The organism is Pseudoalteromonas sp. BZB3 (assembly GCF_040104455.1).
In the GTDB taxonomy this organism is placed as follows: Bacteria; Pseudomonadota; Gammaproteobacteria; order Enterobacterales; family Alteromonadaceae; genus Pseudoalteromonas.
On record NZ_JBECOS010000008.1, the window covers coordinates 112,845 to 127,532 of the forward strand.

Annotated in this window: 13 protein-coding genes and 5 tRNA genes; 13 read left to right on the top strand and 5 right to left on the bottom strand. The window is 42.3% G+C overall.

Annotated features, from left to right (window positions below; all coding sequences use genetic code 11):
* Positions 1-113 precede the first annotated feature (113 nt).
* The 3 genes from ABMY35_RS06185 to pepA all read right to left on the bottom strand — a co-directional run bounded on the left by ABMY35_RS06185 (position 114) and on the right by pepA (position 5,057).
* A complete protein-coding gene (locus ABMY35_RS06185; protein ID WP_349285463.1) occupies positions 114-2,969 on the bottom strand; it encodes a valine--tRNA ligase in 2,856 nt (951 codons plus the stop codon).
* Between the two features lie 22 nt (positions 2,970-2,991).
* Positions 2,992-3,438, bottom strand: coding sequence for a DNA polymerase III subunit chi (locus ABMY35_RS06190; RefSeq protein WP_130257318.1), 447 nt, complete (start codon positions 3,436-3,438; stop codon positions 2,992-2,994).
* Positions 3,439-3,548: 110 nt separating this feature from the next.
* Positions 3,549-5,057, bottom strand: coding sequence for a leucyl aminopeptidase (gene pepA / locus ABMY35_RS06195; protein ID WP_058030939.1), 1,509 nt, complete (start codon positions 5,055-5,057; stop codon positions 3,549-3,551).
* A 195-nt stretch (positions 5,058-5,252) separates the two neighbouring features.
* On the opposite strand from pepA, the gene lptF reads away from it, so the two are divergent.
* Positions 5,253-6,365 carry an LPS export ABC transporter permease LptF gene (lptF, locus tag ABMY35_RS06200; protein WP_349285464.1) on the top strand — a complete coding sequence of 371 codons (1,113 nt, stop codon included), beginning with the start codon at positions 5,253-5,255 and terminating at the stop codon, positions 6,363-6,365.
* Complete coding sequence (lptG, locus tag ABMY35_RS06205) at positions 6,362-7,429, top strand: LPS export ABC transporter permease LptG (protein ID WP_349285465.1); 1,068 nt, start codon at positions 6,362-6,364, stop codon at positions 7,427-7,429. The genes lptF and lptG overlap by 4 nt, the downstream gene beginning before the upstream one ends.
* Before the next feature lie 72 nt (positions 7,430-7,501).
* Here the strand turns inward: lptG and ispB are convergent, their stop codons facing one another.
* Positions 7,502-8,473, bottom strand: coding sequence for an octaprenyl diphosphate synthase (ispB, locus tag ABMY35_RS06210; protein WP_349285466.1), 972 nt, complete (start codon positions 8,471-8,473; stop codon positions 7,502-7,504).
* A gap of 388 nt (positions 8,474-8,861) precedes the next feature.
* Here ispB and rplU point away from each other — a divergent pair, with 388 nt between their 5' ends.
* The 10 genes from rplU (at position 8,862) to ABMY35_RS06260 (ending at position 12,590) form a co-directional block, all read left to right on the top strand.
* Positions 8,862-9,173 carry a 50S ribosomal protein L21 gene (gene rplU / locus ABMY35_RS06215; protein ID WP_058030935.1) on the top strand — a complete coding sequence of 104 codons (312 nt, stop codon included), beginning with the start codon at positions 8,862-8,864 and terminating at the stop codon, positions 9,171-9,173.
* 19 nt (positions 9,174-9,192) lie between these two features.
* Entirely contained in the window at positions 9,193-9,450 is a 258-nt protein-coding gene (gene rpmA / locus ABMY35_RS06220; protein WP_349285467.1) for a 50S ribosomal protein L27, read from the top strand.
* A gap of 152 nt (positions 9,451-9,602) precedes the next feature.
* Complete coding sequence (cgtA, locus tag ABMY35_RS06225; RefSeq protein WP_349285468.1) at positions 9,603-10,760, top strand: Obg family GTPase CgtA; 1,158 nt, start codon at positions 9,603-9,605, stop codon at positions 10,758-10,760.
* Positions 10,761-10,818: 58 nt separating this feature from the next.
* Entirely contained in the window at positions 10,819-11,310 is a 492-nt protein-coding gene (folA, locus tag ABMY35_RS06230) for a type 3 dihydrofolate reductase (RefSeq protein WP_349285469.1), read from the top strand.
* A gap of 79 nt (positions 11,311-11,389) precedes the next feature.
* Positions 11,390-11,764 carry a DUF3718 domain-containing protein gene (locus tag ABMY35_RS06235; RefSeq protein ID WP_349285470.1) on the top strand — a complete coding sequence of 125 codons (375 nt, stop codon included), beginning with the start codon at positions 11,390-11,392 and terminating at the stop codon, positions 11,762-11,764.
* Between the two features lie 241 nt (positions 11,765-12,005).
* Positions 12,006-12,098, top strand: a tRNA-Ser gene (locus ABMY35_RS06240).
* A gap of 25 nt (positions 12,099-12,123) precedes the next feature.
* A tRNA-Arg gene (locus tag ABMY35_RS06245) sits at positions 12,124-12,200 on the top strand.
* A gap of 63 nt (positions 12,201-12,263) precedes the next feature.
* A tRNA-Arg gene (locus ABMY35_RS06250) sits at positions 12,264-12,340 on the top strand.
* A 59-nt stretch (positions 12,341-12,399) separates the two neighbouring features.
* Positions 12,400-12,476: transfer RNA gene (locus ABMY35_RS06255), tRNA-Arg, on the top strand.
* A gap of 37 nt (positions 12,477-12,513) precedes the next feature.
* Positions 12,514-12,590: transfer RNA gene (locus ABMY35_RS06260), tRNA-Arg, on the top strand.
* Positions 12,591-12,865: 275 nt separating this feature from the next.
* Here the strand turns inward: ABMY35_RS06260 and ABMY35_RS06265 are convergent.
* On the bottom strand, positions 12,866-13,402 hold the full coding sequence (locus ABMY35_RS06265) for a GNAT family N-acetyltransferase (protein ID WP_349285471.1): 537 nt from the start codon (positions 13,400-13,402) through the stop codon (positions 12,866-12,868).
* Positions 13,403-13,470: 68 nt separating this feature from the next.
* On the opposite strand from ABMY35_RS06265, the gene ABMY35_RS06270 reads away from it, so the two are divergent.
* Positions 13,471-14,139, top strand: a complete 669-nt coding sequence (locus tag ABMY35_RS06270; RefSeq protein ID WP_349285472.1) for a DTW domain-containing protein — start codon at positions 13,471-13,473, stop codon at positions 14,137-14,139.
* Positions 14,140-14,688 lie beyond the last annotated feature (549 nt).

The window sequence follows — 14,688 nt, forward strand, 5'->3', positions numbered from 1 at the left end:
TCCGTTTGTTATTTTTATTGTCGATGAGTGTATCAGTTTGTTATTTTTTTAGAAACAAAAAAGCGAGCCGAGGCTCGCGTTTTCTATGGTGTTAGCAATGATTAAAAGTGATATTACAAACTTTCAATCTTCGCTTTTTGCTCAAGTAATTTCGCTTTAGCATCAGAGTATTCGGCTAGCTTATCTTTTTCTTTAGCCAGCACCGCTTCTGGCGCGTTGTTAACGAATTTCTCGTTAGCTAACTTGTTTTGAACCTGTGCTAAGCCTTTCTCTGCTTTCTCAAGCTGCTTCGCGATACGAGCTAATTCAGCTTCAACATCGATTAGGCCAGCCATTGGGATCATGATCTCAAGGTTACCAACATACGATGTTGCACACGCAGGTGCTTCGTCTTTGTTATCAAGAAGCGTGAACGCTTCTAGCTTAGCAAGAGACGCTAAGAAAGCTTCGTTTTCCGTTAAGCGGCGCTTGTCTTCGTCAGATGCATTAGCAAGCAATACCGATAATGGTTTGCTTGGGCTGATATCCATTTCACCACGGATGTTACGAATAGCAAGAATGAATTGCTTAACCCACTCTAGGTCGTCCATCGCTTGGCTATCAACATTTGCTTCATTGTATACAGGGAACCCTTGAACCATGATGCTAGTGCCTGCAGTTTCGATATCTGCAAGTGGTGCAACACGTTGCCAAATCGTTTCTGTGATGTATGGCATTAACGGGTGCATTAAGCGAAGTAGGCTTTCTAATACCATGATTAGGGTATGGCGAGTTCCACGTTGCTGTGCTTCGTTACCTTTAAACAGTACAGGTTTAGTAAGCTCTAGATACCAGTCACAGAATTGGTTCCAAGTGAACTCATAAATGGTGTTTGCAGCTAGGTCAAAACGGTAGTTCTCTAGATGCTCAGTATATGTTTTAACAGTTGCTTCAAATTGGCCTAAAATCCAACGATCAGCGAGTGAGTATTGTTTTTCAGCATCTGTAGCGAAACCACAATCTTGCTCTTCTGTATTCATTAATACGTAACGGCTAGCGTTCCATAGTTTGTTACAGAAGTTACGGTAACCTTCAAGGCGGTTCATATCCCAGTTGATATCACGTCCCGTAGAAGCCATTGCTGCAAGGGTGAAACGCAGTGCGTCTGTACCGTGTGCTTCAATCCCGTTTTCGAATGTTTTACGGGTGTTCTTCTCAATCTTCTTAGCTAGTTGAGGCTGCATCATGTTACCAGTGCGCTTTTCAACTAGGCTTTCAAGGTCGATACCGTCAATCATGTCGATAGGATCAAGTACGTTACCTTTCGACTTAGACATCTTATCGCCGTTTTCATCACGGATAAGGCCAGTTACGTAAACGGTTTTAAATGGTACTTGTGGCTTGCCGTCTTCATCTTTGATGAAGTGCATGGTCATCATGATCATACGCGCAACCCAGAAGAAGATGATGTCGAAACCTGTTACCAATACGTCAGACGGGTGGAAAGTTTTTAAATCATCTGTGTTTGCAGGCCAGCCTTGCGTTGAGAAAGTCCAAAGTGCAGACGAGAACCAGGTATCTAACACGTCTTCATCTTGCTTAAGTGCAACATCATCCGCAAGGTTGTTATCGCGGCGAACTTCAGCTTCGTCACGACCAACGTATACGTTGCCTTCGTTGTCGTACCAAGCAGGGATGCGGTGACCCCACCAAAGCTGACGTGAAATACACCAGTCTTGAACGTCATTCATCCACGAGAAGTACATGTTCTCGTATTGCTGAGGTACGAACTTAATGTCGCCATTTTTAACTGCTTCTTTTGCAGGCTCTGCTAGAGGTGCTACGCGCACGTACCACTGATCAGTAAGAAGCGGCTCAATCACTACGCCAGAACGGTCACCGTAAGGTACAGTTAGGCTGTGATCTTCAATTTTTTCTAATAGGCCAAGTTCTTCAAACTCAGCAACAATTGCTTTACGTGCATCAAAGCGGTCAAGGCCGTGTAGGCGCTCAGGAATTGGCGCATCTAATTCAAGCTCTTTACCGTCGAATGTGTAGCTTTCGCCTTCGCTTAATACCGCAGCATCTTTGTTAAAGATGTTGATCATTGGTAGTTGGTGACGTTTACCTACTTCGTTATCGTTAAAGTCGTGGGCAGGCGTGATTTTCACACAACCTGTGCCTTTCTCCATGTCTGCATGCTCATCGGCAACAATTGCAATGCGACGGTTTACGATAGGCAGTAAAACTTCTTTACCGATTAAGTCTTGGTAGCGCTCATCATCAGGGTTTACTGCCACACCTGTATCACCTAGCATAGTTTCAGGACGTGTTGTCGCAACAATGATGTAGTCTTTACCGTCTTTAGTTTGTACGCCGTCAGCAAGTGGATAACGTAAGTTCCACATGTGACCTTGTTTGTCTTTGTTTTCAACTTCAAGATCAGAAATCGCAGTGTGTAGCTTAGGATCCCAGTTAACTAGGCGCTTACCACGATATATTAAGTCTTCTTTGTGAAGGCGTACGAATACTTCTTTAACGGCTTCAGAAAGGCCTTCGTCCATAGTGAAACGCTCACGGTCCCAATCAACAGAAGCGCCTAAACGACGTAATTGTTTAGTGATAGTGCCGCCAGAGTGGTTTTTCCACTCCCAAATTTTATCGATAAATGCATCGCGGCCTAGGTCGTGACGAGTTTTACCTTCTTCAGCAGCTAACTTACGCTCAACAAGCATTTGTGTCGCGATACCTGCGTGGTCAGTACCTACTTGCCAAAGCGTGTTGTTACCTTGCATGCGCTTATAACGAGTCAGCGTGTCCATGATGGTGTCTTGGAAAGCGTGGCCCATATGTAGGCTACCTGTGACATTTGGTGGCGGGATCATAATTGAGTATGCTTCGCCTTTACCTGATGGCTTAAAGTAACCATTGTCTTCCCAGTCTTTATACAAAGACTGTTCTATATCTTGTGGATTATAGGTTTTATCCATTTCACAGAACCTTAACTAGTGCTTAATTTTCAATTTCTTGAGTTGAAATATTGGCGCCGAGCTGACGTAAGTGCACAAAGCGCTGACGCGCGGCTTGCTTGGCGTTTTGCTCCGTCGGTACAAAATCATATACCTGACTGAAGCGTCTTATAAAGTCGGGTAGGGTGGTGGCTAAATTAATTAGCACATTGCGTCTACCAACGGGGGGTGTTTGGCCAATCTCGACAGGGGCGCCGCCTTTGGGGCCTTCGCCTTGCAGGTTGTGGGGCACAAAACTATCGGGTTCGAAACACCATAATTGCTCATCAATTAGATGGGCGTCATCAATCGAATCGACGTAGATAAACACACGATGGCCAGCTCTAAACTGCTTAGCAGCAGCGCGAGCGGCAAGATCAAAATGAGCCGGGATAGATACTTCCGGCTCATTATTTTGTTTTAACACATAAAATCGTGCGTTGATGGTCATAAATTCGCTTCAAATTACATATTTTAACGGTTTTACAGGGTTAAAATAAGCGTTCAAAATAAACCCGCATTTTGACACAGAACGAACTGACCATCAATCACTCACAGCGGTTAATCTGCTTGGGTTTCAGTTGGTCCAACACGATTTAATAGGTATTGTGTCAACATAGGTACAGGTCGACCTGTCGCGCCTTTGTTTTTACCACTCTTCCAAGCTGTACCTGCGATGTCTAAGTGTGCCCAATTGTACTTTTTGGTGAACTTAGATAAAAAGCATGCTGCAGTGATAGTTCCTGCTGCACGACCGCCTAGATTTGTGAAGTCAGCGAATGGGCTTTCAAGTTGCTCGTGATAGTCATCCCACAGTGGTAGTTGCCAAGCTCGGTCGCCACTTTGCTCAGATGCTTTTAATAAGTCATGGGCAAGTGGGTTGTGATTTGACAGTAAACCCGTTGCATGTGCACCCAGTGCAACGATACAGGCACCTGTCAGAGTTGCTACATCAACCACGATTTCAGGTTCGAATGCTTCAACATAAGTAAGTGCGTCACATAATACTAGGCGACCTTCTGCATCTGTGTTTAAAACTTCAACCGTTTGACCTGACATAGTAGTGAGGATGTCGCCTGGGCGATAGGCGTTTGAGCTTGGCATGTTTTCACAGCCTGCTAGCACACCAATAACATTAATCGGCAACTGAAGCTCTGCAACTGTGCGCATTAAACCCAATACGCCTGCAGCACCACCCATGTCGTATTTCATTTCATCCATGGCTTCGCCAGGTTTGATTGAAATACCACCTGAATCGAACGTTAGACCTTTACCGACAAAGACAACCGGCGCTTGCTCTTCAGGCGCGCCATTGTAGTGGATCACTGACATAACAGATTCGTTATCACTGCCACGGCCAACCGCTAGGTATGAGTGCATACCTAATTCTTCCATTTCTTTTTCACCGACAAGATTTACAGAAATGTTGTCAAAAGATTCTAATTCTTGAGCTTGCTCGCCTAAATAACGAGGATTACAGATATTCGGTGGCATATTAGCTACGTCTTTACACAGTTTTGCACCTGCTGCAACGGCAAGACCATGTTCAATGGCATTTTCGCCAATGGTTAACTCGCGACGCGTTGGTACGTTGAATACGATTTTACGAAGCGGGCGACGTGGATCTGTTTTTTTGCTTTTTAACTGATTGAATGTATACAAGCAGTCTTGTGTTGTTTCTACTGCTTGACGTACTTTCCAGTATGTATCACGGCCTTTAACATGTTGCTCAGTTAAGAAGCAAACCGCTTCCATTGAGCCTGTTTCATTTAATGTGTTGATAGTTTTTGAGATGATTTGTTTATATTGCTTGTCATCTAGCTCACGTTCTTTACCGCAACCAACAAGTAGTACGCGCTCACTTAAGATATTTGGAACATGATGAAGTAGTAATACTTGACCAGGCTTACCTTCTAAATCACCACGACGTAGTAAATTTGAAATGTAACCTTCACTGATCTTATCCAGCTGCTCACCGATTGGAGATAAACGACGCGGCTCATATACGCCAACTACAATACAGGCACTGCGTTGTTTTTCGGGACTACCACTTTTTACGCTGAATTCCATTGTGACTCCTGAGTCTAAATTATGTCTTTTTGAACTTTATCTGTCTTCGCTTATCCATATCATAAATGCATGATTATCTAATATGCTTAGTATGATATTTGGTTTTGATGACATATAATAAACTGACTAAAATAATCAGTTTACTCAATTTTTCCTACTATTCCAGTGAAACACGATGTTTTATAGGGGCATATTTTGCTAATTTTTCGCTACCTAACAGCTGAAGTCTTGAAGTCGCAAATTGCTGTCTTTCTCACTTTAATGACTATTTTTGTCTCACAAAAGTTTGTCAGAATACTAAGTGATGCAAGTGATGGTGGCACACCAAGCAATTTAATTCTTTCTTATTTGGCGCTTAAACTCCCTCAATTGGCGGTTTATATACTCCCTTTAAGTTTGTTTTTAGGGATTATATTGGCTTACAGCCGTATTTATGCCGACAGCGAAATGACCGTGCTTAAAGCGTGTGGTGTGAGCGAATGGTATGTGGTGCGAGTAACGCTGGTATCAAGTGTGTTGTTTGCTTTATTCGCGGGCGCGTTAAGCATGTATGTAGCACCTTGGGCGAATGAAAAAGAATATCAACTGAAAGAGCAAGCCGAAGCCGATGCGGGTCTGTCGAGTTTAAGGGCTGGCCGTTTTCAACAAACCGGCAATGAAAAAGCTGTGGTATTTATCCATGATATTAACCAGCAAGGTAGAGAATTAAACAAAGTATTTGTTGCTCAGCTACCTGATAAAGAATCTTCACAAGCTGCGCGCTTAGTATATGCACAAACAGGGCGTGTTATTGAACAAGAAACTGGCGAGCAGCAATTACAACTTGATAATGGCTTTCGTTTTGAAACTGACGGTCAAAGCCAAGCTTTGAGTAAAACCGAGTTTGGCACTTATCAAGTACAGATCCAAGAGCAAGAAATTGAGCATCAGCGTCGCAAGTTAGAAGCAATCCCGTCAAAGCAGTTACTTGAACTGGGCACACCTGAAGCCATTGCACAATTTCAACTTCGCCTTTCGACACCAATCTCTATCATTTTACTCACGCTTATGGCTGTTCCTTTGAGTGTGGTAAACCCAAGACAAGGTAAGTTTGCCAAGTTGGTACCTGCTATTGGTTTATATCTAGGCTATTTTATTCTTCTCAATGCGGGTAAGTTTCTAGTTGCAGAAGGAAAAGTACCTACTGCGGTAGGGCTGTGGTGGATACATATTAGTGCACTGTTTATCGGTGCTTATTTAATAGCGAAAGGTCGTCCATTTGGCGTCTGGTTGCGTTCATTATTTGCTAAGCGAGCACAAACAGCATGATGAAAACGTTAGATTGGTATTTAGGCCGTAGTATCTTACAAACAACCAGTTTTGCATTGCTGGTCTTTGTTGGTATTAATACGCTGATTAAGTTTATAGAGCAATTAAAGTCTGTAGGCCGAGGCTCCTATGATATTGCTGCTGCTTTACTTTACACCTTATATAGTATGCCTTCAGACATTGTTGTGTTTTTCCCTATGGCCGCGCTAATAGGTGGTTTGATGGGGTTAGGTGCGTTGGCATCGAGCAGTGAGCTGGTTGTTATGCAAGCAGCGGGCTGGTCAAGACTACAAATTATTGGTTCGGTCATGAAAACGGCGATCATTCTGGCGCTCTGTATGATGGCATTAGGTGAATGGGGGGTGCCGCAGTCAGAAAAAATGGCGAAGCAGATCCGAAATCATGCCATATACGGTGGAGAAGTCTTTAATGCGCAACAGGGCGTATGGGCTAAAGATGGTAATAACTTTATAAATATCGGTAATGTTGAGCAAACAGGCGACCTGAAAGATGTCAGTATTTATCATTTTGATGACTCATTAGCATTAACAAAGGTTACGCGCGTGGAGGCTGCAAAAAGTGTCCCTCAAGGCTGGCAGTTTCAAGGTGTGGAAGAAATGACGGTAGCGGATGTGCAAATTACCACTCAATACAGTGAGTCAATGCTCTATGCGTCTCAGCTCACAGCCGAGAAGTTAGACGTCGTTTCTGTAGACCCTGAATCATTGTCCTTTAAAGGCTTAATGTCGTACTTAGCTTACCTAGCTCAGAATGATCAAGATACCAGCACCTATGATTTGGCGCTTTGGCGAAAAGTGATGCAGCCTCTAACAATTGCAGTGATGTTGCTGGTTGCGCTGTCATTTATTTTTGGTCCTCTACGTTCTGTTAGTATGGGCGCGCGCATTATTATGGGGGTAGTAACAGGCCTAGCGTTTCATTTAAGCAACGAGATCTTTGGCCCCATTGTTATGGTTTATAACGTCCCTGCATTTATCGGCGCTGCGATGCCGGCCGTACTGTTTGTATTGGTGGCAACCGTTTTATTGAAGCGGCAACAATAGAAAGGTGAATCGAATCTATAAGTGTAAAAAAAGCCAGCATCTGCTGGCTTTTTTCATTTATGAGACTTTTGATTAGTGGTCTCTAGAAACTGATAAGTTAGCTAAAGCTATGAGCGCTTTTTTGTAATCAGAGTCAGGTAAAATACTTAAATAGTTGATTGCTTTTTGTGCTTCATCACGCGCTTTCTCCATCGCAAAATCAAGCGCCTTGGTGTCAGCTAAGGTTGCTAAAATGTCATCTAAAAACTGCATGCCATTACCTGTTTCAATGGCTTCTCTAATTTGTGCTACCTGTTGCTCAGAGCCTTTTTGCATCGCATAAATAAGCGGTAATGTAGGTTTACCTTCGGCTAAGTCGTCACCTAAATTTTTACCCATTTGATCAGCATTTGCGCTGTAATCTAAAACATCATCGACAAGTTGGAATGCTGTGCCCAAGTGCATACCATACAACTTTAAGGCGTCCTGTACTTCAATACTTTGCTCAAGTACAACAGCCGGCAACTGAGTGGCTGCTTCAAACAATTTTGCAGTCTTACTGTAAATAACCTGCATGTAACTCTGCTCAGTGGTATCCGGGTCATTACAGTTCATTAACTGCAACACTTCACCTTCTGCGATGACATTGGTTGCATCTGCTAAAATTTGCATTACTTGCATGTTCTGTAAGCCGACCATAAGCTGGAATGAACGTGTGTAAATAAAATCGCCAACTAAAACACTTGCCGCATTTCCAAACTCAGCATTTGCTGTAGGTTCGCCTCTTCTTAGAGCCGACTCATCTACTACATCATCATGAAGTAGGGTTGCGGTATGAATAAATTCGACGATTGTTGAGAGAGTTATATGCCTGTTGTCATTACAACCGAGCGCACGTGCTGCAAGTAAGGTAAGCATAGGTCTAATGCGCTTTCCGCCACTATTCACGATGTATAAGCCTAGTTGGTTTACTAGTGCTACATCAGATTGCATTTGTGCATGAATAAGTTGATTGACGTCTTGCATGTCATCTGCAATTAACGTCTGGATAGCTTTGATATCCATCTTGCTCCGAGCCAAGTTTGGTAATGGTAAAACGCGCGAATTGTACTACAAAAATTACGTAAGCTCGATAATTAGTCGTGAATGAGATCAAAAAAACTATTAAATTAATGGTTTGTCTATTTATTGAGCTGAAATAAAGCGGGTTGTTACTGTTTTAGGGAACACGATTTAGGTTATTTAAAAGCCGATAAATCAACGAAAAATAACTTTGGTTTATAGGGATTTTTAGATAGACTGTCAAAAAATAGTAATTCGCCCTCTTCGTAGCTAATTTTTATGCAAAATCTACAAAAATAGGGTTGCGTGAAGTTTAACATTAGCGTAAACTTCGCGCCCTATTGAAGAATATTAAGTTGCGTCGATTTGAGGGCGCACAACGGAGTTAAATATGTACGCGGTTTTCCAAAGTGGTGGTAAACAGCACCGTGTGACTGAAGGTCAAACAATTCGTCTAGAAAAATTAGACGTTGAGACTGGTGCAGCAGTTGAGTTCGATTCAGTACTTTTAGTTGCTGATGGTGAGAAAATCGAGATCGGTGCACCGTTCGTAAACGGTGGTAAAGTGACAGCTGAAGTTGTTTCACACGGTCGCGGTGAGAAAGTTAAGATCGTTAAATTTAGACGTCGTAAGCATTCTCGTAAGCAGATGGGCCACCGTCAGTGGTTCACTGAAGTTAAAATCACTGGCATTAGCGCTTAATTTTTAGAGGTACAGTAAGATGGCACATAAGAAGGCAGCTGGTAGTACTCGTAACGGTCGCGATTCAGAAAGTAAACGCCTAGGTGTTAAACGTTTCGGCGGCGAATCAGTTTTAGCGGGTAGCATCATTGTTCGTCAACGTGGTACTAAGTTCCACGCTGGTTCTAACGCAGGTATCGGTAAAGACCACACTATCTTTGCAAAAGAAGATGGTAAAGTAGTTTTCGAAACTAAAGGTCCTTTAAACCGTAAATACGTTAGCATCGTTGCTGAGTAATCGGTAAAGATTCAGAAAAACCCCGCTACGGCGGGGTTTTTTTTTGTATGTAAATTATTTTAGGTCTTTATCTAGCAACGCAACTCTAATGAGCAGGAAGCAACTGCTTGAGTTATAATTTGCTATCAGACCTCCCAAAACAGAGAGAAACCATGAAGTTTGTCGATGAAGTTGTAATTAGAGCTGAAGCTGGCGACGGCGGCAGTGGCATAGTGTCATTTCGCCGTGAAAAATATGTTCCTGATGGTGGCCCTGATGGCGGTGATGGTGGTGATGGTGGTAGTGTTTATCTCGTTGCAGATGAAAACTGGAATACATTAATTGATTATCAGTTTGAGCGATTCCACCGTGCTGAGCGAGGCACTAATGGCCAATCGCGTAACTGTACAGGTAAAAAAGGTGCGGACCTGTTCCTAAAGGTACCTGTTGGTACACGTGTCACTGACGAAGACACTGAAGAGTGTTTAGGCGATTTAACACAACATGGTCAAAAGTTGCTTGTTGCTAAAGGCGGCTTCCATGGTTTAGGTAACACGCGCTTTAAGTCGAGTGTAAACCGAGCGCCAAGACAAAAAACATTGGGTACACCTGGTGAGGTTCGTAACCTTAAGCTAGAACTTATGTTACTTGCTGATGTTGGACTGCTAGGTCTGCCAAATGCCGGTAAGTCTACGTTTATCAGAAGCGTTTCAGCAGCTAAACCTAAAGTTGCTGACTACCCATTCACAACGCTAGTACCAAATCTTGGTGTTGTTCGCCCTGAAGCGAGTAAATCATTTGTGATTGCGGATATTCCAGGTCTGATTGAAGGTGCTTCAGATGGTGCAGGCCTTGGTATTCGTTTCTTAAAGCACCTAGAGCGTTGTCGTGTGCTACTTCATATTGTTGATGTTATGCCAATTGATGGTACAGATCCGGTTGATAATGCATTTTCTATCATTAACGAGTTACATCAGTACAGTCCAAAATTAGCGGACAAACCTCGTTGGTTAGTACTTAATAAGATTGACCTACTTCCAGAAGACGAAGTAGAAGAAACTTGTGAGCGTATCACTGAAGAGCTTGGTGCCGAGGTTGTATACCGTATCTCAGCTGCAAACAAAAAGAATACTCAACCCTTGTGCTATGACATTATGGCGTTACTTGAAAGTATGCCAAAAGATAAGTTTGAAGAAGAGCAAGCGGAAGAAGAAGTTGAGTTCAAGTGGGATACTTATCATCGCGAAGCGAAGAAAAATGCGCAGGACGATGATTGGGATGACGACTGGGATGAAGATGATTATGATGTGGAAGTTATCTACGAGAGATAACTTTTAATAAAAGGGCTTTTAAAGCCCTTTTTTAATACTAAATGCTTAGGGAGCAACAATGATTATTTCTATGATTGCAGCAATGGCGAATGATCGTATTATTGGCGATGATAATCAGATGCCATGGCATCTACCTGCTGATTTGCAACATTTTAAGCGTGTCACCATGGCTAAGCCTGTGGTCATGGGGCGAAAAACATTTGAATCAATAGGGCGTCCATTACCAGGGCGTCGTAATATTGTGATAACCAGAAATACAACCTATAAAGCTGAAGGAGTAGAGGTTGTTTCAAGCCCGGAAGAAGCTTTGACCTTGCTTGAAGGAACAGAAGAGGTGATGGTTATAGGAGGTGGTAATATTTACGGTCAATTCTTACCATTAGCAGAGCGCTTATATTTGACCTTTATTGATCTAGCAGTTGCTGGTGATACGCAGTTCCCTGATTATGAAAAAGGCTATCAATGGATAGAAGTAGAGTCTGAGGTTAACCAGCCAGATGAAAGAAATAAGTATGGCTATACCTTTGTAACTTTACATAAAAAGTTATGAGTTTGTTGCGGTAGATTATATTGATTGCTACAATTATATACGTATTCTGTTACGAACAAAGTATTAAAGGGTCGACGAAATGAAATTATCTACCGCACTTGTATCAGCTTCGCTGGTTGTTGCGTCTTTTTCTTTTAGCTTTTCAGTAAAAGCAGATGAACAGTTAGCTGCTTCATTATGTGAGTATGTTGCTGCAAACGATAAAGGTGGTTTGCGTAAAAAGCTTAAAAGCTCTCGTCTAAAAATAAGGAACATTTTCGATGGTGTGTTATGCAATGGTAATAACCTATTACGTCACGCTATTGCTAGTAATGCGGTAGATGCCGGCGGGTATATTGTAAAAAACTTACCAAAAAGTAAATTAGCAGATGGTGCTGATATAGCTTGGGCTGAGGGCAACGGTCATGGTGGTTCAGCTTTAATAGGTACAATTAAAGCGCGCGCTGGTTTATAAACTTAGCCCGCTCTTATAGTTCTAAAAGCCAGAAGATATTTCTTCTGGCTTTTTTGTTTTTACAAAAATTAAAGCGCATTTAGCTATTTTTTCAGTGTGCTTTTCAATCAGTTAGTTTAAAAGATAAACATAAGTTAGATGGATTAAGCTAAGCTGCATATTCTATGAGCATTTGACAATAATTTACTATAAAAGTGTTTGACTTATTTTCGTAAGCCTTTATTATACGCATCCACAAGACGGAGAGGTGGCCGAGTGGCTGAAGGCGCTCCCCTGCTAAGGGAGTATAGGGTTTGTAGCCCTATCGAGGGTTCGAATCCCTCCTTCTCCGCCATTTTTAAATGGTTTCTTGTAATTAAGGACGCGTAGCTCAGCTGGATAGAGTACCTGGCTACGAACCAGGCGGTCGGAGGTTCGAATCCTCCCGCGTCCGCCACTTTCTCAAAGTGGTAAAATATATGGGTATCCTTTGGTTAGGATATAAAATTAAATCAAATACGGACGCGTAGCTCAGCTGGATAGAGTACCTGGCTACGAACCAGGCGGTCGGAGGTTCGAATCCTCCCGCGTCCGCCACTTTCTCAAAGTGGTAAAATATATGGGTATCTAAAGTAAGATGTAAAATAACTTGTTCCGGACGCGTAGCTCAGCTGGATAGAGTACCTGGCTACGAACCAGGCGGTCGGAGGTTCGAATCCTCCCGCGTCCGCCATCTTTCTCAGATGGTAAAAATAGAGAATTTGATATATGGACGCGTAGCTCAGCTGGATAGAGTACCTGGCTACGAACCAGGCGGTCGGAGGTTCGAATCCTCCCGCGTCCGCCACATCAAACCAATTGATGTGAGAAATAACCGACGAAAGTCGGTTTTTTTATGCCTAAAATTTAGATCGTGTTCCGGGTTGGCTAATTGAAATGTCGAAGGTTCACTCTTCATAAAGCAAGTCCCACGTCCGCCACATCAAACCAATTGATGTGAGAAATAGCCATTGAGCGTCGTTTTTTATACCTAGAATTTATTCTGTTTTAGCTAATCAGGCTGTCGAAGGTCCACTTTGGATCATGTATTCTCCCTTAGCTAACTGCTTCTTGCCGGAAAGCTTACAACTCTTTAGAGTAGAGTACAGCGTTATGCTGACCTTGATCATCTTGATGAATAAAATGCTTTATATAGTGCATACCAAGCTTCTTCATAATATTTATAGAGCCTAAATTGCCTTCAAGGGCCTCAGCAGAAAAAGTGGTATATGTGTTGTCAGTTACGAGAGTATTAGCAATATGTTGAGCAGCTTCAGTGGCATAGCCCTTGCCCCAACTAATTTGCTTAAAGCGCCAGCCCAGCTCCAAATTACAGTCGTTACGTTGACTTGTAAAAAAGTCCATCGGACGAACTAATATCCAGCCAATGAACAGGTCCTCTTCTAGGGTATTTACTTGCCATAAGCCCCAACCTTTTTCTAAATTTGTGAACTGCTCTAAACGAGGAATGAAAACCTCTCTAATTGTCTGCATTGAATTAGGCTTACCATGCGTTAAATATTTCATGACCGCAGGATCTTGGTCTAATTCGAATAGTAAATCGGCATCATTTTTATCCATAAGTCGATAACGTAATCTTTGCGAGTTTTGTATCTTCATTTGAGTTCCTTACTGCTATTATGCGCTTAGTTTATTACAATATGAGGCTTATAATCTAAGGGGTATTAGTGAAAAATTCAGTATTAGTTCTACGTCAAAAGCAAATAGCTGCGGCCAAGCGAGAGTTTAAAGCGCGAGGTTCAAAATTATCCCGCTGTGAAGCTTGTTTGCTTTCTGAACATTTGTGCATCTGTGACAACCTTCAAGTTGCCGAGGATTGTCAAAGCGCAGTGTGTCTATTAATGTATCACAATGAAAGTTTTAAGCCCTCAAATACGGGTCGTTTAATCGCAGATGTGGTGCCTGATAATTATGCATTTCGTTGGGATAGGACTGAGCCAGATGAGGCTCTGTTATCACTTCTAAAAGATCCAAGCTATCAGCCAATTGTTGTCTTCCCCGCTGATAGCGCAGAGCCAGAACGTGTTATTACTAAAGTTGAACGTGTTGAGTCTAAAAAGCCACTATTTATTTTTTTAGATGGAACATGGCGTGAAGCGAAAAAAATGTTTAGAAAGAGTGAGTATTTAGATGTTTTCCCGGTGCTTTCTGTGTCCCCAGACTCTCTATCAGATTATAAACTCAGAGTTGCTCCGCATGCTCATCAGCTAGGTACAGCAGAAGTTGCGTGTGTCGTGTTAGCTGAAGCAGGAGAAAGCTCTGCTGCAGAAAAATTAACAGCCCACTTTATTGATTTTAGAGATGCGTATTTAAAAGGTAAAAGAAGCAAAAGTTAATGAAGTATATAACGAAGAAGCGCGGCTCTATGAGCCGCGCTGACGGAATCTTCTAAGCATCCTGCTTTGGTTTTGAGCTGATCAGCTCCATGCAATCAATGTCCCTTCACTCGCTTTTTTGTGATTTGCGAGTATTACTTCCTGTAGTGTCCTTCATTGGCCTCATGCCAAACATACATATGCCCTTATCCGAGCTTCCTGCCATTATCCATAATGAGCTTTGCCATCATGGCTCCACTAATCCTATATACACCCTGTATGGCTCACCTTGAGCGCGCATCCTGTTGTTCCATAGGTTAATTAAACCGTATTTGGCAATAATTAACTATTACAGTCCATTACACATCATGTGATTTACAGCCGTCAATGGCTTCCTAAAAGATGTAAAAAGTTTAATGGAGTGACGAAGTAATAAAAGGTTAGAAATTTAATTATTTGAAAAGTTGATTTGGTGGATGGTGCACAAGCCCATGATAAATAATGTTTATTTTTAAATTTACTGTTGAGTTGAGCTGCTATTTACTTAAAAGCGACACTTAAAGTGAGAGA

Bases quoted from the DNA above. Each gene is read 5' to 3' on its own strand.
- ABMY35_RS06185 (WP_349285463.1), bottom strand. From the start codon at position 2,969: ATGGATAAAACCTATAATCCACAAGATATAGAACAGTCTTTGTATAAA.
- rplU (WP_058030935.1), top strand. From the start codon at position 8,862: ATGTACGCGGTTTTCCAAAGTGGTGGTAAACAGCACCGTGTGACTGAA.
- ispB (WP_349285466.1), bottom strand. From the start codon at position 8,473: ATGGATATCAAAGCTATCCAGACGTTAATTGCAGATGACATGCAAGAC.
- folA (WP_349285469.1), top strand. From the start codon at position 10,819: ATGATTATTTCTATGATTGCAGCAATGGCGAATGATCGTATTATTGGC.
- ABMY35_RS06190 (WP_130257318.1), bottom strand. From the start codon at position 3,438: ATGACCATCAACGCACGATTTTATGTGTTAAAACAAAATAATGAGCCG.
- pepA (WP_058030939.1), bottom strand. From the start codon at position 5,057: ATGGAATTCAGCGTAAAAAGTGGTAGTCCCGAAAAACAACGCAGTGCC.
- rpmA (WP_349285467.1), top strand. From the start codon at position 9,193: ATGGCACATAAGAAGGCAGCTGGTAGTACTCGTAACGGTCGCGATTCA.
- ABMY35_RS06265 (WP_349285471.1), bottom strand. From the start codon at position 13,402: ATGAAGATACAAAACTCGCAAAGATTACGTTATCGACTTATGGATAAA.
- cgtA (WP_349285468.1), top strand. From the start codon at position 9,603: ATGAAGTTTGTCGATGAAGTTGTAATTAGAGCTGAAGCTGGCGACGGC.
- lptG (WP_349285465.1), top strand. From the start codon at position 6,362: ATGATGAAAACGTTAGATTGGTATTTAGGCCGTAGTATCTTACAAACA.
- ABMY35_RS06235 (WP_349285470.1), top strand. From the start codon at position 11,390: ATGAAATTATCTACCGCACTTGTATCAGCTTCGCTGGTTGTTGCGTCT.